Origin of the sequence: Paenibacillus sp. FSL R5-0475 (assembly GCF_038004585.1) — a bacterium.
Classification (GTDB): domain Bacteria; phylum Bacillota; class Bacilli; order Paenibacillales; family Paenibacillaceae; genus Paenibacillus_AQ.
The window spans coordinates 5,569,611-5,586,880 of the sequence record NZ_JBBORK010000001.1 but is presented as its reverse complement, the minus strand read 5'-3'; the positions used below and the strand labels follow the sequence as shown (position 1 = coordinate 5,586,880).

The following is a 17,270-nucleotide window of genomic DNA, read 5'->3' as shown; positions in this document are numbered from 1 at the left end:
CTAAAAGATGTTCTAAAACGCAAATTCGTTTCGGTATCCAGTTTTCAAGGATCAAGTCTTACTTGAGAGCTTAAACTCTCAAAACTGAGCAACGAGTGAGTAACAGGCCTAAACCTGAGTTGTGGAAGCTTAACTTCCGATTTGAATGTCTTCATTGCAGAAGACGATTCTCCATAGAAAGGAGGTGATCCAGCCGCACCTTCCGATACGGCTACCTTGTTACGACTTCACCCCAATCATCTACCCCACCTTCGGCGGCTGGCTCCCTTGCGGGTTACCCCACCGACTTCGGGTGTTGTAAACTCTCGTGGTGTGACGGGCGGTGTGTACAAGACCCGGGAACGTATTCACCGCGGCATGCTGATCCGCGATTACTAGCAATTCCGACTTCATGCAGGCGAGTTGCAGCCTGCAATCCGAACTGAGACCGGCTTTGATGGGATTGGCTTCACCTCGCGGTTTCGCTTCCCGTTGTACCGGCCATTGTAGTACGTGTGTAGCCCAGGTCATAAGGGGCATGATGATTTGACGTCATCCCCACCTTCCTCCGGTTTGTCACCGGCAGTCACTCTAGAGTGCCCAGCTTAACCTGCTGGCAACTAAAGTTAAGGGTTGCGCTCGTTGCGGGACTTAACCCAACATCTCACGACACGAGCTGACGACAACCATGCACCACCTGTCTCCTCTGTCCCGAAGGCCGCCACTATCTCTAGTGGATTCAGAGGGATGTCAAGACCTGGTAAGGTTCTTCGCGTTGCTTCGAATTAAACCACATACTCCACTGCTTGTGCGGGTCCCCGTCAATTCCTTTGAGTTTCAGTCTTGCGACCGTACTCCCCAGGCGGAGTGCTTACTGTGTTAACTTCGGCACCAAGGGTATCGAAACCCCTAACACCTAGCACTCATCGTTTACGGCGTGGACTACCAGGGTATCTAATCCTGTTTGCTCCCCACGCTTTCGCGCCTCAGCGTCAGTTACAGCCCAGAAAGTCGCCTTCGCCACTGGTGTTCCTCCACATATCTACGCATTTCACCGCTACACGTGGAATTCCACTTTCCTCTTCTGTACTCAAGTCACCCAGTTTCCAGTGCGACCTCAGGTTGAGCCCAAGGTTTAAACACCAGACTTAAATGACCGCCTGCGCGCGCTTTACGCCCAATAATTCCGGACAACGCTTGCCCCCTACGTATTACCGCGGCTGCTGGCACGTAGTTAGCCGGGGCTTTCTTCTCAGGTACCGTCACTCCGATAGCAGTTACTCTACCGGACGTTCTTCCCTGGCAACAGAGCTTTACGATCCGAAAACCTTCATCACTCACGCGGCGTTGCTCCGTCAGACTTTCGTCCATTGCGGAAGATTCCCTACTGCTGCCTCCCGTAGGAGTCTGGGCCGTGTCTCAGTCCCAGTGTGGCCGTTCACCCTCTCAGGTCGGCTACGCATCGTCGCCTTGGTGGGCCGTTACCCCACCAACTAGCTAATGCGCCGCAGGCCCATCCCTCAGTGACAGATTGCTCCGTCTTTCATTCTTTCTTCAGGAGAAAAAAGAAATTATCCGGTATTAGCTACCGTTTCCGGTAGTTATCCCAGTCTAAGGGGCAGGTTGCCTACGTGTTACTCACCCGTCCGCCGCTAAGTTATTTTGAAAGCAAGCTTTCAAAATAACTCCGCTCGACTTGCATGTATTAGGCACGCCGCCAGCGTTCGTCCTGAGCCAGGATCAAACTCTCCAATTAGTATTGAAAAGAGCGATATGCTCATTTTGAAACATCTGACGAGAAAATTAATTCTCTAATTTTGGATTTCACTTTCGTGATTTCCTACTCACTCGTTGTTCAGTTTTCAAAGATCAAGTTCTCGTTGGCGCCGTTTAATGTCTCAGCAGCAACTCTTATACTATATCATGTTCGGCCGTTTAATGTCAAGCTCTTTTTTTAAACTTCTTTTTCGAGCTCGGCTTGTGTTTCTCGGCCAGAAATAGAATATATCATGTATAGAGATTCATTGCAACACTTTTTTTCAAACAAATTAGTATTAAGCTATATATCCTCATAACGATACCAGAATCTTTACCTTCTGATCAACAGTAGCCAAGGAGAACCGCCGCTAGACAGCTCCCCTGTGCTCATTGTTGTATAAATGCTATTCGTTTGTACGGTTACGCATATGCGGGAACAGCAGTACATCACGAATAGATGCAGAATTGGTAAGCAACATGATCAAACGGTCTACACCGATTCCCAGTCCACCTGTAGGAGGCATACCATATTCCAAAGCACGGATAAAGTCATCGTCCATTTCATGAGCTTCGTCATTACCTTGCTCTTTCTCCTGGATTTGCGCTTCAAAGCGTTGACGCTGGTCGATCGGATCATTCAATTCACTAAATGCATTCGCATGTTCACGACCCACAATAAACAATTCAAAACGATCGGTGAAGCGTGGATCCTCATCGTTTTTCTTCGCCAGTGGTGAGATTTCAACCGGATGTCCCATTACAAAGGTAGGCTGAATCAGAGTTTCCTCTACAAATTGCTCGAAGAAAGCATTAAGGATATGACCGAAAGACATGTGCTTCTCTACAGGTACACGGTGCTCTTTTGCCAGAGCCTGTGCTTCCTCATCTGTCATATGAACACTGAAATCAACACCGGTTACTTCTTTAACGGCATCAACCATAGTTACACGACGCCATCCTGGTGACAGATCTACCGGCTTGCCTTGATAGTCGACCTGTTGAGTTCCTAATACCTCTTGGGCAATATGAGCGATCATATTCTCCGTAAGGTTCATGATGTCCTTGTAATCAGCATAAGCTTCATACAGCTCAATCATAGTAAACTCAGGATTGTGACGAGTCGAAATTCCTTCATTACGGTATACACGACCGATTTCGTATACTTTTTCCAGTCCACCAACAATAAGACGTTTCAAATGAAGCTCAATAGCAATACGCATATAAAGCTGCATTTCAAGCGTGTTGTGGTAAGTAATGAACGGACGCGCTGCAGCTCCACCGGCAATCGCATGAAGTGTAGGTGTCTCAACTTCAAGATAGCCAAGTGAATCCAAATAACGACGCATAGATTGAATGATTCTTGAACGAGCAATAAAGGTCTGTTGAACTTCCGGATTAATAATCAAATCAACATAGCGCTGACGGTAACGCAGCTCTACATCTTTAAGACCATGATATTTCTCAGGAAGCGGCAACAAGGACTTGGACAAGACTTCGAGATTATGCACTTTGATGGAGGTCTCGCCTGTTTTGGTTTTGAATACTGTTCCGCGAACGCCGATGATGTCTCCTAGATCGAGAACATTGAACGCTGCGTATTGCGTTTCAGGAATGCTGTCTTGACGAACATAAAGCTGAATTCTTCCACTGAGATCTTGGATATGCGCAAAACTGGCTTTACCCATAACACGTTTTGCCATAATGCGACCCGCTATGCTGACTTCAACAGATAGCTCGTCCAATTCTTCTTTAGAAAGTCCATCATACTTCGATACTAGGTCGCCAGCGTTAGCTGTACGCTCATACTTTTTGCCGAAAGGATCGATACCAAGTCCTCTTAGCTCGTCCAATTTGGCACGGCGGATTTGCAAAAGCTCACTAAGTTCGTTCTCTGCATTCTCCACATTATTCATTTCCTCGGTCATGCTATTCATCCCCTTGCAGATATAAATCCCTTATATTTTGAAAAAAAGCTTCCCTAAGGAAGCTTTCCCAAACAATGTTCCCTTATCTGCCTGCATACAAGAAAACTACTTATACATTCGGCAGCACATCTATTTACAGACTATAAGATCTGTACACTACTTCATTCTGATATCGAGAATTTTATATTGAATAACGCCTGCAGGTGTATTAACGTCAACAATCGTGCCTATTTTCTTGCCGATGATGGCTTTGCCTACTGGACTTTCGTTGGAGATCTTATTATTCAGTGGATCGGACTCCGCTGTACCTACGATCGTGTATTCCATAGTGTCACCATATTCCAAATCTTCAACACTTACAGTAACACCGATACTTACCACATCAGTAACGATCTCGTCGCTATTAATGATGCGCGCGTTGCGAAGCATCTTCTCCAAGGTGATAACGCGTCCTTCGATAAAAGCCTGCTCATTCTTCGCGTCTTCATACTCCGAGTTCTCACTGATATCTCCGTAGCCAATCGCTACCTTAATCCGTTCAGCAACCTCGCGGCGTTTCACAGATTTGAGGAATTCCAGCTCATCTTCCAGACGCTTTAGCCCGTCCGGCGTAAGGATGACTTCTTTATCGCTCATCTCAACCGATTCTCCTGTCGTATACATTTATTGAAAACACCATACTATATGCTAATCTAGGAGGATAAGAACCCTCCCTGCTGCATTGCTCTTACTGTAACGGCGATTTTATACTGTGAAATTATATTGGAACCGCTACAAAATGTCAATGACACCACATATAAAGTGGGATGTGTTCAAAAAGCGTAAGGAAAACAACGTTTATACTGCGGAAGCAGACATTTCATTACCCTTATTCTCTTCTTCATGCTTTAGTTGAACGACAAAATCATTCAAAATCTTCACCATTCCATCACGTTCTGTCTCTAACATGAGCACATCCTTTACTCGTGCAGCAGACTTCAGGCCTTTTAAATACCAAGCCATATGCTTACGCATATCCCGAACGGCTACTGCTTCTCCCTTAAGTGCAACCAGCCGATCCATATGAAGAATGGCAACCTTAATCTTCTCATCCAATCCAGGTTCAGGCATCAGTTCCCCGGTGCTTAAATACTGAATCGTACGGTACAGCATCCATGGGTTACCTAGCGCACCACGCCCGATCATCACGCCATCACAACCGGTCTGATCAAGCATAGCCCGAGCATCTTCAGGTGTATTGACATCACCATTGCCGATAACCGGAATGGAGACCGCTTCTTTTGCCATCTTGATATAATTCCAATCTGCACGCCCCGTGTAGAGTTGCTCCCGTGTTCGTCCATGTACACTGACAGCCTTGCCACCGGCACGTTCTACTGCACGTGCATTATCTTCGACAAAAATATGCTCGCTATCCCAGCCAATCCGCATTTTCACGGTTACGGGTTTATCGACAACATCGACAACTGCAGAGACCATTTCATAGATTTTATCGGGATTCAAAAGCCAGCGGGCTCCCGCATCACATTTAGTTACTTTAGGCACTGGGCATCCCATATTGATATCGATAATATCAGCATTGGTTTCTTTATCAACCACTTTAGCTGCTTGCACCAGTGATTCTCTATCCCCGCCAAAAATCTGCAAACTAAGCGGTTTCTCCCGTTCATCTACAAACAACATTTCGCGAGTACGCGTATTCCCGTGAATAATAGCCTTGTCGCTCACCATTTCCGCACAGACTAAACCTGTACCAAACTCTTTAGCGATTAGACGAAAGGCCGGATTGCACACCCCAGCCATAGGTGCCAGAACAACTTGATTTTTCATCTCAATGTCGCCAATCTTCAGCATTCGTATCACTTCCATTATTCCTATTTAAATTGCTTAAAAATTATGAGTCAGGGTTTACCAATTCTTCGGTTGTAACCCCTAAGACATTCGCAATTTTATCTAAAATTTGATCTTCCAAACGTCTATTGCCCCTCTCGACTGCGCCAAGCACAGCCAAGGAAATCCCAGTGAGATCCGCAAGTTCCTGCTGAGTATAGCCTTTTAGCTTGCGGAATGCCCTGACCCTCCGTCCCATACGCTTGTTGTCCACAACCGAATTCCTTCCTTTCCGTCTATGTCTTGAAGCGCTGCTGTAATCAACTTGCGGAGTCCGGAAGACTGTTCATTCTGTGGAACGATATCACTGAGCGGAAGCATTACAAATGCACGCTCAAACATACGCGGATGCGGTAACGTTAAATGCGGAGTATCAAGTGTCTGGCCCTCTACCCACAATAAATCTAGATCTACCGTTCTCGGTCCATAGCGAATATCCCGGATACGACCCAGTTGCGTTTCGATCCCCAGCATTACTTCCAGCAAGGTCTCTGGCGCAAGCGTCGTGCGCAAAGCTGCTGCCATATTAAGAAACTGCGGCTGATCTAAATAACCTACTGGCTCTGTCTCGTAGACATTGGAGCAGCGAACTACCGATATTTCATCATGATTATTCAGTCTGTTCAAAGCCTCTGACAGCGTGCCCTCACGGTCGCCCAAATTAGCCCCTAAAGCAATATAAGCCTCTGATTCTTCAGAGGTGGAATGTATATTCATGGACTTTGTTCTCACTTTCTAGTTCTGCGCAGCTCCACAGTCACTCCCTGAAAATGAATGTCGAATGGCGGATGCGGTTTAGTTACCTTTACCGTTACTGCATTGATAACAGTATAAGTGTCCAGTACGGAGGATGCAATATATTCTGCCAGAGCTTCAATTAACTTAAAGGACTTTATTTCGACAATGTTTTTGACCAGTTCATGCACTTCAGCATAGTTTACGGTTTGGTTCAAATCATCGTTCTGGCCCGCTCCCTGTAGATCGAGTTCCAGCTCCAAATCAATGTAAAAACGTTGGCCCAGCTTACGCTCTTCTTCAAACACACCATGATATCCGTAATATTCCATTCGATGCAGTGTCATTTTATCCATCTTTAAACCCGCCCTTTTTATAAAATATCTTTATTCACGCACCAATGGAGGTGCAGCATACAACATCGCATCACACATCTTAACCGTTCGTTTTATTAGGGACACATCATGCACTCGTACGATCTGGCAGCCCTGAGCAATACCAAAGGCTACTGTAGCTGCGGTACCTTCCACAACATCATCAGCGGGCAAATCAAGTACGGTCCGGATGAATTTTTTGCGTGAAGTCGCCAGTAACAGTGGATAGCCAAACTCAGTCAACCCGTCCAAAAGCATCATCGCCTGCAAATTTTCATTAAAATCCTTCGCAAAGCCGATCCCTGGATCCAAGATGATATTGGCCGGCTTCACTCCTGCGGCTAAAGCAAGATCAATACTTTCCTTAAGGTCTGCCGACATATCCGCACTTAGATTCGTATAATCACGGTCCTGCCGGTTATGCATCAAAATAATGGGACAGTCCGCAGCAGCTGCCACTGCCGCCATTTCCGGATCAGCTTTACAGCCCCATATATCATTAATGATATGGGCACCAGCAGCAATAGCTTGGCGTGCCACTTCAGCTTTGTAGGTATCTATAGATAACGGAATATGCGGTGCCGCTCGATGAATACTCTCGATGACAGGCAATACACGAGCTAATTCCTCTTCAAGCCCCACTGGTTTATGACCAGGACGGGTAGATTCTCCACCAATATCTATAATATCAGCACCGTCTGCGGCCATTTGTAGCGCATGCTCTACTGCTTTGTCCGGATCATCCCAAAGTCCTCCATCTGAAAAAGAATCCGGGGTTACATTCAGGATGCCCATAATCAGCGTTCGATTTCCCAATTCCAAATCAGTAATTCCACAGCGGTATGTCCGCTTGAATATGGCTGGTCTCATTTCGGTATTCCCGTCCTTTCTCTATAGAATGAAATCAAATCCGAAGTCATTCTGCCGCAAAGGCCATCGCCTACGGTAAATTTTTTATCTTTTTCCCAAAGCGTTGTGACCGGGACAATTTCTTGTACGGAATTAGTAAGAAATACTTCGTCGGCTATTTTCAACTGCTCCCAATAATATGCGCCCTCTTCTACCCTAATTCCAGCACTACGAGCCAGCTCCATTACCATTTCCCGGGTAATTCCCGGTAGAATCCCAGTTGAGATATCTGGAGTGTGGAGAATATTGTTTTTTATAAAAAAGATGTTGCTGACAATGCCCTCTGCTATGACCTCTTGTGCAGTCAACATCAGTCCTTCAGCACCATTCGCCGCAGAAGCATAGCCCCTAAGCTCACGCTTGGCCAAAATATTATTCATATAATGCAGAGACTTGAATCGCACTGCTCCCTCCGGAGTGTTACGCCGTAAGGACAACAATTGCAGGCCTTTGCCTTCGCTATATATCTTTTCGGATACTTTCGGCAGCGCTTTGATGTACAGCAAATGATTGGGTTCGCAATAGTCGCCTGCAGGTAATCCGAGAATATCCTCACCAGCCGTCACGGTATAGCGTATATAAGCTTCTTTTAATTCATTTTTGTCCATAACACGTTGGATCCACTCCTGCAGCTGTTCAACATCCTGCGCAAATGGAATACCAAGCTCCTTGCAGCCCTCTGCCATACGCTTCAAATGACGCTCCAGCAGAAAAGGCACTCCCCCATACGTCCGAAAGGTCTCGAACAATCCTATGCCGTATAAAAAACCGTGATCCAGGGCGGAAACCACGGCTTGTCTTGCATCAATGACACCATTGTTAAATCCTATATATTTCATGCCGTTTCTCCGGCTCTCCGTTTCAAGAAATTACGCAGCATCGTATGACCATGATCCGTAATAATCGATTCCGGATGGAATTGCACACCTTCGATAGGGTATTCTTTATGGCGCAGTGCCATAATCTCCCCTTCTTCGGTCTCCGCTGTAATCTCCAGACAATCCGGCAGACTCTCGCGCTCTACAATCAAAGAATGATATCTTGTTGCCGTAAAAGGAGACTCCAGACCTTCAAAAACCGACGTGCCCTTATGATGAATCGGGGATGTCTTTCCATGCATCAAACGCTCTGCACGAATAACATTTCCACCAAATGCTTGGCCTATCGCCTGATGCCCAAGGCATACGCCGAAGATCGGAATAATACCTTTGAAATGATGTAACAATTCCAAACTGATCCCCGCTTCATTAGGTGTACATGGTCCTGGAGAAATTAAGATATGATCGGGAGCCATTTTTTCAATCTCTTCAATGGTAATTTCGTCGTTGCGGTGTACTTTAACCTCTTCCCCAAGTTCACCCAAATACTGTACGAGGTTATACGTAAAGGAATCATAATTATCGATGACCAAGATCACAGTGTTTCTCCCCCTTCGGCGCCGCTGGTAGTTTGGGATTCCTGCTGTAACTCACTACAGAGTACTGCCTTCACTACCGCTTTGGCTTTATTATGGCATTCACGGTATTCACGATATGGATCAGAGTCGATCACGATGCCCGCACCTGTCTGAATATATCCGACCCCATCCTTTACAGCCAGTGTTCTAATAATAATATTTAATTCCATATTTCCGTTATAGTCAATAAAGCCCATGGATCCTGTATACGGCCCACGCCGAACCGGTTCCAGCTCTTCAATGATTTCCATTGTTCTTACTTTGGGCGCGCCTGTAATCGTTCCCCCTGGGAACAATGCTGCGATTACAGCATAAGCATCCTTATCCGGTGCGACCTGGCCCTCTACCTGCGAAACGAGATGCATCACATGAGAGTAGCGCTCCACCGTCATTAGCTCAGGCACGCTGACGGATCCATACGCAGCGACACGCCCGATGTCGTTGCGCTCCAGATCGACAAGCATAATATGCTCGGCGATCTCCTTTTCGCTCCCGCGAAGCTCCGCCTCCATGGCGGCATCCTCCGCGGAAGTCAGGCCTCGCCGCCGGGTGCCGGCGATTGGCCGTGCGCTCACTTTGTCCCCGTGCAGCTTGACGAGCAGCTCCGGTGAAGCGCTGGATAGCGCGAAGCCGGGCGACCGCAAGAGCCCCATGTACGGGGACGGATTGAGCTTGCGCAGCCATTCGTAAACATCCTCCGGCGAGGACTTCAGCTGCGCCTCCTGGCGCAGCGAGAGGTTCACTTGAAATACATCGCCTTGGCGGATGTATTCCTGAACGTCCAGCACGGCCTGTTGGAACTTCTCAGGTGAGAAGGCCGAGGTCATACCCGGCCACTCCCCTGAGGAATCTGTGAGGGCCTCAATGCTACCTTTGACCTCTTCGTTCAATCCCGAAGCAGTGGATATCAACTGCCACTGCTCTACCATTCGCCCAGCCTGTTCTATAGCACCGAGATAAAGGTTCTGCAAATCCTCCATCCCACATTCTGCTGGAACCGGGACATGAACAGCACAATAAAGCACATGCTCTTCGTGATCATAAATCCATACCTCATCCATCCTCATAAAGAGATAATCAGGAAAACCGGGATCATCTTGTGCGAGAGACGGTAAACGCTCCAATGAGCGAACCACATCGTACCCTAGAAATCCAATACATCCACCGGTAAATGGAGGAATGCCCTGAACGTTTAGACTTGGCGAGGTGAAGCCTGACATCCACTGCTGTAGCAGCTCTAGCGGCTGACCTATCAGCGTTGTAGTCTCATGTGAACCCTCATCGGCTGTATGACCCAATGATTCGGGAGAAAGGCTAAACACCTCAGCGCCTTCTCCCTTGCCTTTTAATATTGATACAGGATTTAAACCTAAGTACGTATAGCGGCCACCCTTGCCACTCTCCAACACTACGGAGTATTCGGAAGCTAGTTCCCAGGCCTTCTTCCAGGATGCGGGCAATTCCCCCGAGCACTTGGGTGATTTTATAATCAAGGGGAACATGCTCCAGTCTTCAGCTGCCCATTGTTCCCACTCATTCCATGTCGTTATGATTTCCAAAGCCATCCTCCTAAAAGTTTTATGAAGCAATTACATCATAGACATCACTTCGCAATAAAACTTACTTCGTAAGCATTTGCTTAGTTTTGTCTAGCATAATCCTACAGTTTAATCTTCGGGACAAAACTTACTTCGTAAGCATTTGCTTAGTTTTATCTAGCAATCACTTATTATTAATCATCAGTAGTATATTGCCTGTCAGTATACTGTACTTAAGGCATTATTGAAAAGCCCCCAGCTATAGGAAATTAATATGGCTTTTGAGTCTTCGGTAAAAACCTTAGCATTTTTCAAAAATATAAAATTAACACGTCTAGGGTGTAGTATATCCACAGAACCTTTTGCCCATATAATCAACGAAAAGAGTCTCCATCACCACCAGAAAAGTGGTATGAAGACTCTTATAAATTACGTTATTGCAAACAATTACGCTTCGAAATTATAAAGTGGTGTACTCAGGTAACGTTCACCATTACTTGGGATGATGACAACTACCTTCTTGCCAGGACCGAGGTCTTTAGCAACCTTAAGTGCTGCAAATACTGCTGCACCGGAAGAAATGCCAGACAAGACGCCTTCTTCTTTAGCTACACGGCGTGCAGTTTCGAATGCTTCATCGTTCTCAACATGGATGATCTCATCATAAATGTCCTGGTTCAGGATTTCAGGAATGAAGTTTGCTCCGATACCCTGAATTTTGTGAGGGCCTGGTTTGCCTCCTGCCAAGATTGGAGAAGCAGCAGGTTCCACAGCATAGATCTTCACGTCAGGATATTTGCTCTTCAGCACTTCACCTGCACCCGTGATCGTTCCACCTGTTCCGATACCTGCAATAAAAGCATCCAGTGGGCCTCCGATGGACTCAATAGCTTCAACGATTTCAGGTCCAGTGGTCTCACGGTGGATCTTCACGTTCGCTTTATTCTTGAATTGCTCCGATGGGAAATAGCTTGGGTTCTCTTTCAGAATTTCTTCCGCTTTCTTAACCGCACCATTCATGCCTTCCGATCCTGGAGTCAGAACCAATTCTGCTCCGTATGCACGAAGTAGATTACGGCGTTCCAAGCTCATGGTTTCCGGCATTACGATAACTGCCTTATAGCCTTTAGCCGCAGCCACAAGTGCCAAGCCAATACCAGTGTTACCACTGGTTGCTTCTACAATTGTACCTCCAGGTTTCAGTAGACCTTCACGTTCAGCTTCTTCAACGATGCTGATTGCGATACGGTCTTTTACGCTTGATCCCGGATTCTGATATTCCAATTTCAAATAAATATCTGCGGAGCCTTCCTGTGCCAGACGATTCAAACGAACGAGCGGAGTACCTCCGATCAATTCTGTTACGTTGTTAACGACTTTAGCCATGAGCAAAAACCTCCTTAGAATGATAAATGCGATATAAGAACGTAAATTGTGACTTTACTCTTCTGTATGTGTGTCCCTATTATGCAATAATAACTGCTATAAAGGGGTATAGATATTGGACCACCGTTAGTTATTTCCGACTAAAACGGTAGGTTTTACGTTAATATCATATTATCAATCTTGCAGGCTGTTGTCAATATTTATTGCCACATCATATTTCGTGCGCAAATCACTCTCCACTTGCTGTAGAGGGGGTGCTTGCTCCAACGCTAGCTCTTGACGTATCAGCGCCCGAATTTCCTTTTGATCAGGAATATTTTGTGTGTGAATACTCTCTAGTCGAATGATAGCGAAGTCGTCCTCCGCCTGAATCGGCCCCGCTATATCACCCTCATCCAAACTAGCAGCGGTCTTAAGCAGTCCCTCAGGCCAAAAAGGATCGTCTTCCTCTACTTTGCCCAAACGGCCTCCTTGCAGCCGACTCTCTGCATCAATGGAAACTTCCCTAGCTAAATCAGCAAAATTCTCGCCCTGCTCCAAGCGATCCATTACTTGCTCGCCTTCGTCATAAGATGAAACCTTAATCATGGAGAGTTCCAATTCCCTTTTGGGAGTGAAACGCTCCGTGTTTTGGTCTAAATAAGTATCGATATCAGCTTCCTTAATCGTAATACCATCAGTGGCTATTGCTTGTAAGGTCAGACGATAAGCCGTTTCTGCGAACACTTCCTGACGAGATAACCCCAGCTGAGACTGCATTTGTGCATAATACTGTTCTTCCGATCCGTATCCAACCATAGTTCGTGCAAGTTCTTGCTCAACCTCATCGTCGGTCACGGTAATCCCCAGAGCCTTTGCTTCCTTCTCCACAACAATATGATTGATCATTCCAACCAGCACTTCGTGGCCATGCTTTTTTTTGAGCTCATCCATCCACTGCTTATCTGTTATCGGTAATCCGCCTGCAGTCGCTGCATCCGGTGTTTCGTTTTCTGTTGTATCCCCTTTTAGAAGAGCCATGGCGCGTAAGCTCCAGAACAATAGGCCCCCGAGCATTAAAGTTGCGACAGCCAGAATAACAACCGTATTGCGAAGTGCACGTTCCTGTCTCGTCATCATCCCATGCCCTACGATTTCGCTTGTTCTAAAATGACCTGTAATTCGTCCTTATTAAAAACATAAGCCTCGTTGCAAAAATGACATACAACTTCAGCCTGCTCATCTTCTGCAATTAATCTCTCCAGTTCATCTTGCCCTAAGCTAACCAATGTCTGCTCTACCCGCTCACGCGAACATTGACAAGCAAAGTTAATATCCAGTTCATCCATAACTACCGCATCCGGCAAAAGAAAACGCAGCATTTCTTCTGGCTCTAGACCCTGATCAAGAAGTGTTGTCACGGAAGGCATAGCCCCTAGAGCTTTTTCGATCTCCGTAATCTCCGCATCCGTCAGTCCTGGAAGAAGCTGCACGATAAACCCTCCGGCTACAATCACTGACTCATCGGTATCCACTAATACACCTAATCCAACTGCAGCTGGGGTTTGTTCAGAAACAGCGAAATAATAAGTGAAATCTTCCGCAAGTTCTCCGGAGATGATAGGAATACTACCTCGATAAGGTTCCTTCAAACCTAAATCCTTTATAATATCTATGAACCCTTCAGTTCCTACGGCTCCAGCGACATCCAATTTGCCCATACTATTGCTAGGTAAGTGAATGTGAGGATGGTGTACATAACCGCACACTTCTCCCAACGCATTGGACTCCGCAACGATTTGCCCGATCGGTCCATCCCCTTTGACCATGATACATAGCTTCTCTCTTCCTTTGAGCATAGCGCCCATCATGGCTGCAGCGGTAACTGTACGTCCAAGTGCGGCTGTAGCCGTTGGATACGTATCATGTCTGCGCCGCAATTCCTCGACCAATTCTGTTGTGCGGACAGCAAACGCTCTCACTTTACCATTCATAGCTGTTCCACGGATAAGTCGATCCTTCTTTTTTTCCATTGGGTGCATAGCCCTCCTATCTCTTCGCCCTTTAGGCTTCTTTATCTTTATTGGTTACGGTCATAAATAATTCGTAATCCTTCTAGTGTTAACATAGGATTTACTTCGTCGATACAATCCGTCTCCCCCGCAATTAGCGAAGCGAGGCCTCCAGTAGAAATAACCTTCAGTTCCGGAGCGTTCATCTCGATTTTGATACGCTTTACAATCCCCTCGACTTGGCCTGCATACCCAAAAATAATACCAGCCTGCATAGCGTGAACTGTATTACGTCCGATAACCTTTTTAGGCTTCTCCAACTCAATTCGTGGCAGTTTCGAAGCCCGCTGGTATAAGGCCTCTGTAGAAATAACAAGACCCGGAACAATCGCTCCTCCAAGATAATTAGCCCCTGCATCGATACAGTCGAAGGTCGTAGCCGTACCAAAATCAACAACAACAAGCGGACATTTATATTGTTCAATCGCAGCCACAGCATTAACAATCCGGTCTGCGCCAATCTCACGCGGATTCTCATAGCGAAGATTAAGTCCCGTTTTTATCCCTGGTCCTACGAGTAACGGATCTTTGCCTATATACTTTATACACATATCCACGATAGTCTTAACCAGAGGTGGAACTACCGAGGATATAATTACACCTTCCACATCTTTAACAGAGATCCCTGACATCTGAAAAAGATTGTGTATCAGCACTCCATATTCGTCCACGGTGGATTGGCGCGCAGTACTTAGCCGAAAATGATGCAACAATTCGCGCTTTCTGTATACACCGAGAACAATATTGGTATTACCGACATCGACAGCAAGCATCATGATGAGGACCCTTCCTTCTTGGCATTAAGGTCTAGACTAATATCCAGACTGGAGAAGGAGTACGTAAGGCGTCCTACAGAAATCACATCCACACCTGTTTCTGCGATCCCACGAACCGTTTCTAACGATACATTGCCGGAGGCCTCTGTCTTGACATGTGGAGCTTTAGCTTTAATCCTAGCCACCGCTTGCTTCATCATCTCGTTAGACATATTATCAAGCATAATAATATCAGCACCTGCTGCCAGCGCCTCTTCGACTTGCTCTAAGTTCTCAGTCTCTACTTCAATGCTCATCGTATGTGGAATGTTCTTCCGCGCACGACCTACTGCCTGCCTAATACCACCTGCACCTTTGATATGATTGTCCTTGATCATAACCGCATCATATAGACCAAAGCGATGATTAAAGCCTCCACCAACACGAACTGCATATTTTTCCAGCATACGATGTCCTGGTGTAGTCTTACGTGTATCTACTAGACGAGTCGGTAATCCATCGAGCACCTGTACGAAAGATGACGTACGTGATGCTACACCGGAAAGACGCTGCATCAAGTTGAGTGCAAGCCGTTCACCCGTAAGAATTGCATGTGTGCTTCCCTCTACCTCAATAATTACAGTCCCTTTTGTCACTGCTTGACCTTCTTCTACAAGGGCTGTAAAGCTAAGCGTAGGATCAACAATTTCAAAAACCAACTCTGCAATCGGGATACCACAAATTACGCCATCTTCTTTAGCATGAATAATCCCTTTAGATTCATGGCCAACAGGTATTGTCATTTGTGTTGTTACATCACCGGAACCAACATCTTCCCGTAGCCAAGCCTTAATGGATTGTACTAGTTCTTCATTGTAACCATTAAACATCATCGCTTAATTCCTCCACTATTCCCAGATCGCGAATTTGAAGCAGGTGCTTGCGCCACTGATCATCACTTCGCTGCGGGTAATCCTCACGGTAATGTGCCCCGCGACTCTCTTCCCGTGCTAGAGCAGACTCTGTCACGAGCAAACAGCAGGTCAGCATATTAGCGAACTCGTATTCCTCTCGTTTAGTCAATACGGATCCAAAGATGGGTAGCTGCCGTTTCAATTCTTCTATTCCCTTAGACAAGGTCTCTTCATTACGTCGTAATCCAGCATATCGAACCATTACCTTTTGTAGCTTCAAACGCCGTTCCACAATAGCTTGAGTTGGCGAATCAACACGCCCTTCGTTGCTACTAACTGATGTAGCATCACGTCCAAGCGGAGATAATTGGCGAATCCGCTCAATAATACGATGTCCAAAAACAACTGCTTCTGATAATGAATTGCTTGCTAATCGATTAGCCCCATGTACGCCTGTGGAAGAAACCTCCCCGCAAGCAAACAAGCGAGGAATCGTACTCTCCCCATTTAGATCGGTCTTAATGCCCCCCATCATATAATGCGCAGCTGGAGCCACTGGAATCCAATCACTTGTAATATCCAGTCCATAGCCCATACAGGTCTCATGTATTGTAGGGAAACGATGCTTCACCATTTCTGGGGATTCATGCGTAATATCCAAATAGACAAACGTTGACTTTGTAAGCTCCATTTCACTTACAATAGCCCGAGCTACAATATCTCGTGGGGCTAGCTCAAGCAACTCATGATATCGTTCCATGAACCGCTCTCCATTAATATTGCGCAATACCGCTCCTTCCCCACGGACTGCTTCGGAGATTAGGAATCTAGGAGCTCCAGGATAACTCAATGCTGTAGGATGAAATTGAATAAATTCCATATCTCGTATATGAGCCCCGGCACGATAAGCAATGGCTACCCCGTCGCCTGTAGCTACTTCAGGGTTGGTAGTGTATCTAAATAATTGTCCTGCTCCACCAGAGCACAAAATAGTCGCATCCCCTTGCAGGAATAACCGTCCGCCGCCGGGACGCTGCAACAATGCGCCTACACATTCTCCACCTTCAGTGATGAGATCAATGACATAATGATCATCCCACACCTCAATGTTCTCATGTTCAGCTACCTGTTCAGCCAAGGCACGAACAATCTCATAACCTGTAGCATCTCCATTAGCATGCAAAATACGACGGTGACTATGCGCTCCTTCCTGCGTCAAAGCCAGTACCCCATCTTCCTTATCAAAAAGAGTACCTAAACGAATTAGCTCATGAACTCTATCTGGTCCTTCATTAACAAGTGCATCGACAGCTGTGGATGAGCACAGACCTGCTCCCGCCATTAATGTATCCTGCCGGTGGTAAGCAGGGGAATCGTCCTCAGCTATTACAGCTGCGATCCCCCCCTGTGCATAGCGAGTATTACTCTCCATTACTGATTTCTTTGTGATCATAATGACACGCCGATCTTCACTAGCTTTAATAGCTGTGAACAATCCGGCAATCCCTGAACCGATAACAATACAATCTGTCTTTACTTTAGGAATATCCCGAAGATCAAAATCAACCAAATATTGTGGAATCATGACCGCGTTTCACCT

At 46.2% G+C, this 17,270-nt stretch carries 16 protein-coding genes and 1 rRNA gene; all 17 read right to left on the bottom strand.

Annotation, left to right across the window (positions count from 1 at the left end):
- Positions 1 to 177: 177 nt before the first annotated feature.
- Positions 178 to 1,735, bottom strand: a 16S ribosomal RNA gene (locus MKX41_RS25050).
- A 406-nt stretch (positions 1,736 to 2,141) separates the two neighbouring features.
- Positions 2,142 to 3,662 carry a lysine--tRNA ligase gene (gene lysS, locus MKX41_RS25045; protein ID WP_179085871.1) on the bottom strand — a complete coding sequence of 507 codons (1,521 nt, stop codon included), beginning with the start codon at positions 3,660 to 3,662 and terminating at the stop codon, positions 2,142 to 2,144.
- Positions 3,663 to 3,818: 156 nt separating this feature from the next.
- Entirely contained in the window at positions 3,819 to 4,298 is a 480-nt protein-coding gene (gene greA, locus MKX41_RS25040; RefSeq protein WP_042183910.1) for a transcription elongation factor GreA, read from the bottom strand.
- Between the two features lie 201 nt (positions 4,299 to 4,499).
- Positions 4,500 to 5,516: a tRNA dihydrouridine synthase DusB gene (gene dusB, locus MKX41_RS25035; RefSeq protein WP_042183908.1), complete on the bottom strand. Its 1,017-nt coding sequence runs from the start codon at positions 5,514 to 5,516 to the stop codon at positions 4,500 to 4,502.
- Between the two features lie 40 nt (positions 5,517 to 5,556).
- Entirely contained in the window at positions 5,557 to 5,751 is a 195-nt protein-coding gene (locus MKX41_RS25030; protein ID WP_234540301.1) for a helix-turn-helix domain-containing protein, read from the bottom strand.
- A complete protein-coding gene (folK, locus tag MKX41_RS25025) occupies positions 5,718 to 6,269 on the bottom strand; it encodes a 2-amino-4-hydroxy-6-hydroxymethyldihydropteridine diphosphokinase (protein ID WP_339268091.1) in 552 nt (183 codons plus the stop codon). The genes MKX41_RS25030 and folK overlap by 34 nt, the downstream gene beginning before the upstream one ends.
- An 11-nt stretch (positions 6,270 to 6,280) precedes the next feature.
- Entirely contained in the window at positions 6,281 to 6,643 is a 363-nt protein-coding gene (folB, locus tag MKX41_RS25020; RefSeq protein WP_042183904.1) for a dihydroneopterin aldolase, read from the bottom strand.
- A gap of 30 nt (positions 6,644 to 6,673) precedes the next feature.
- The gene (gene folP / locus MKX41_RS25015; protein ID WP_340973612.1) at positions 6,674 to 7,531 is read right to left on the bottom strand and encodes a dihydropteroate synthase; all 858 of its coding nucleotides are present in this window, start codon (positions 7,529 to 7,531) and stop codon (positions 6,674 to 6,676) included.
- Entirely contained in the window at positions 7,528 to 8,409 is an 882-nt protein-coding gene (locus MKX41_RS25010; protein WP_340973611.1) for an aminotransferase class IV, read from the bottom strand. Before MKX41_RS25010 ends, folP begins: the two co-directional genes overlap by 4 nt.
- Positions 8,406 to 8,987: an aminodeoxychorismate/anthranilate synthase component II gene (gene pabA, locus MKX41_RS25005; protein WP_042123170.1), complete on the bottom strand. Its 582-nt coding sequence runs from the start codon at positions 8,985 to 8,987 to the stop codon at positions 8,406 to 8,408. The genes MKX41_RS25010 and pabA overlap by 4 nt, the downstream gene beginning before the upstream one ends.
- Positions 8,984 to 10,591 carry an anthranilate synthase component I family protein gene (locus MKX41_RS25000; RefSeq protein WP_445671326.1) on the bottom strand — a complete coding sequence of 536 codons (1,608 nt, stop codon included), beginning with the start codon at positions 10,589 to 10,591 and terminating at the stop codon, positions 8,984 to 8,986. Before MKX41_RS25000 ends, pabA begins: the two co-directional genes overlap by 4 nt.
- 420 nt (positions 10,592 to 11,011) lie before the next feature.
- Complete coding sequence (cysK, locus tag MKX41_RS24995) at positions 11,012 to 11,950, bottom strand: cysteine synthase A (RefSeq protein WP_042123166.1); 939 nt, start codon at positions 11,948 to 11,950, stop codon at positions 11,012 to 11,014.
- Between the two features lie 174 nt (positions 11,951 to 12,124).
- Entirely contained in the window at positions 12,125 to 13,069 is a 945-nt protein-coding gene (locus MKX41_RS24990; protein ID WP_340973608.1) for a peptidylprolyl isomerase, read from the bottom strand.
- Positions 13,070 to 13,077: 8 nt separating this feature from the next.
- Positions 13,078 to 13,962, bottom strand: a complete 885-nt coding sequence (gene hslO, locus MKX41_RS24985) for an Hsp33 family molecular chaperone HslO (RefSeq protein WP_042183894.1) — start codon at positions 13,960 to 13,962, stop codon at positions 13,078 to 13,080.
- 47 nt (positions 13,963 to 14,009) lie between these two features.
- The gene (locus tag MKX41_RS24980) at positions 14,010 to 14,777 is read right to left on the bottom strand and encodes a type III pantothenate kinase (protein WP_042183892.1); all 768 of its coding nucleotides are present in this window, start codon (positions 14,775 to 14,777) and stop codon (positions 14,010 to 14,012) included.
- The gene (nadC, locus tag MKX41_RS24975; RefSeq protein WP_042183890.1) at positions 14,774 to 15,649 is read right to left on the bottom strand and encodes a carboxylating nicotinate-nucleotide diphosphorylase; all 876 of its coding nucleotides are present in this window, start codon (positions 15,647 to 15,649) and stop codon (positions 14,774 to 14,776) included. The genes MKX41_RS24980 and nadC overlap by 4 nt, the downstream gene beginning before the upstream one ends.
- A complete protein-coding gene (nadB, locus tag MKX41_RS24970; protein ID WP_340973606.1) occupies positions 15,639 to 17,255 on the bottom strand; it encodes an L-aspartate oxidase in 1,617 nt (538 codons plus the stop codon). The genes nadC and nadB overlap by 11 nt, the downstream gene beginning before the upstream one ends.
- Positions 17,256 to 17,270: the final 15 nt, after the last annotated feature.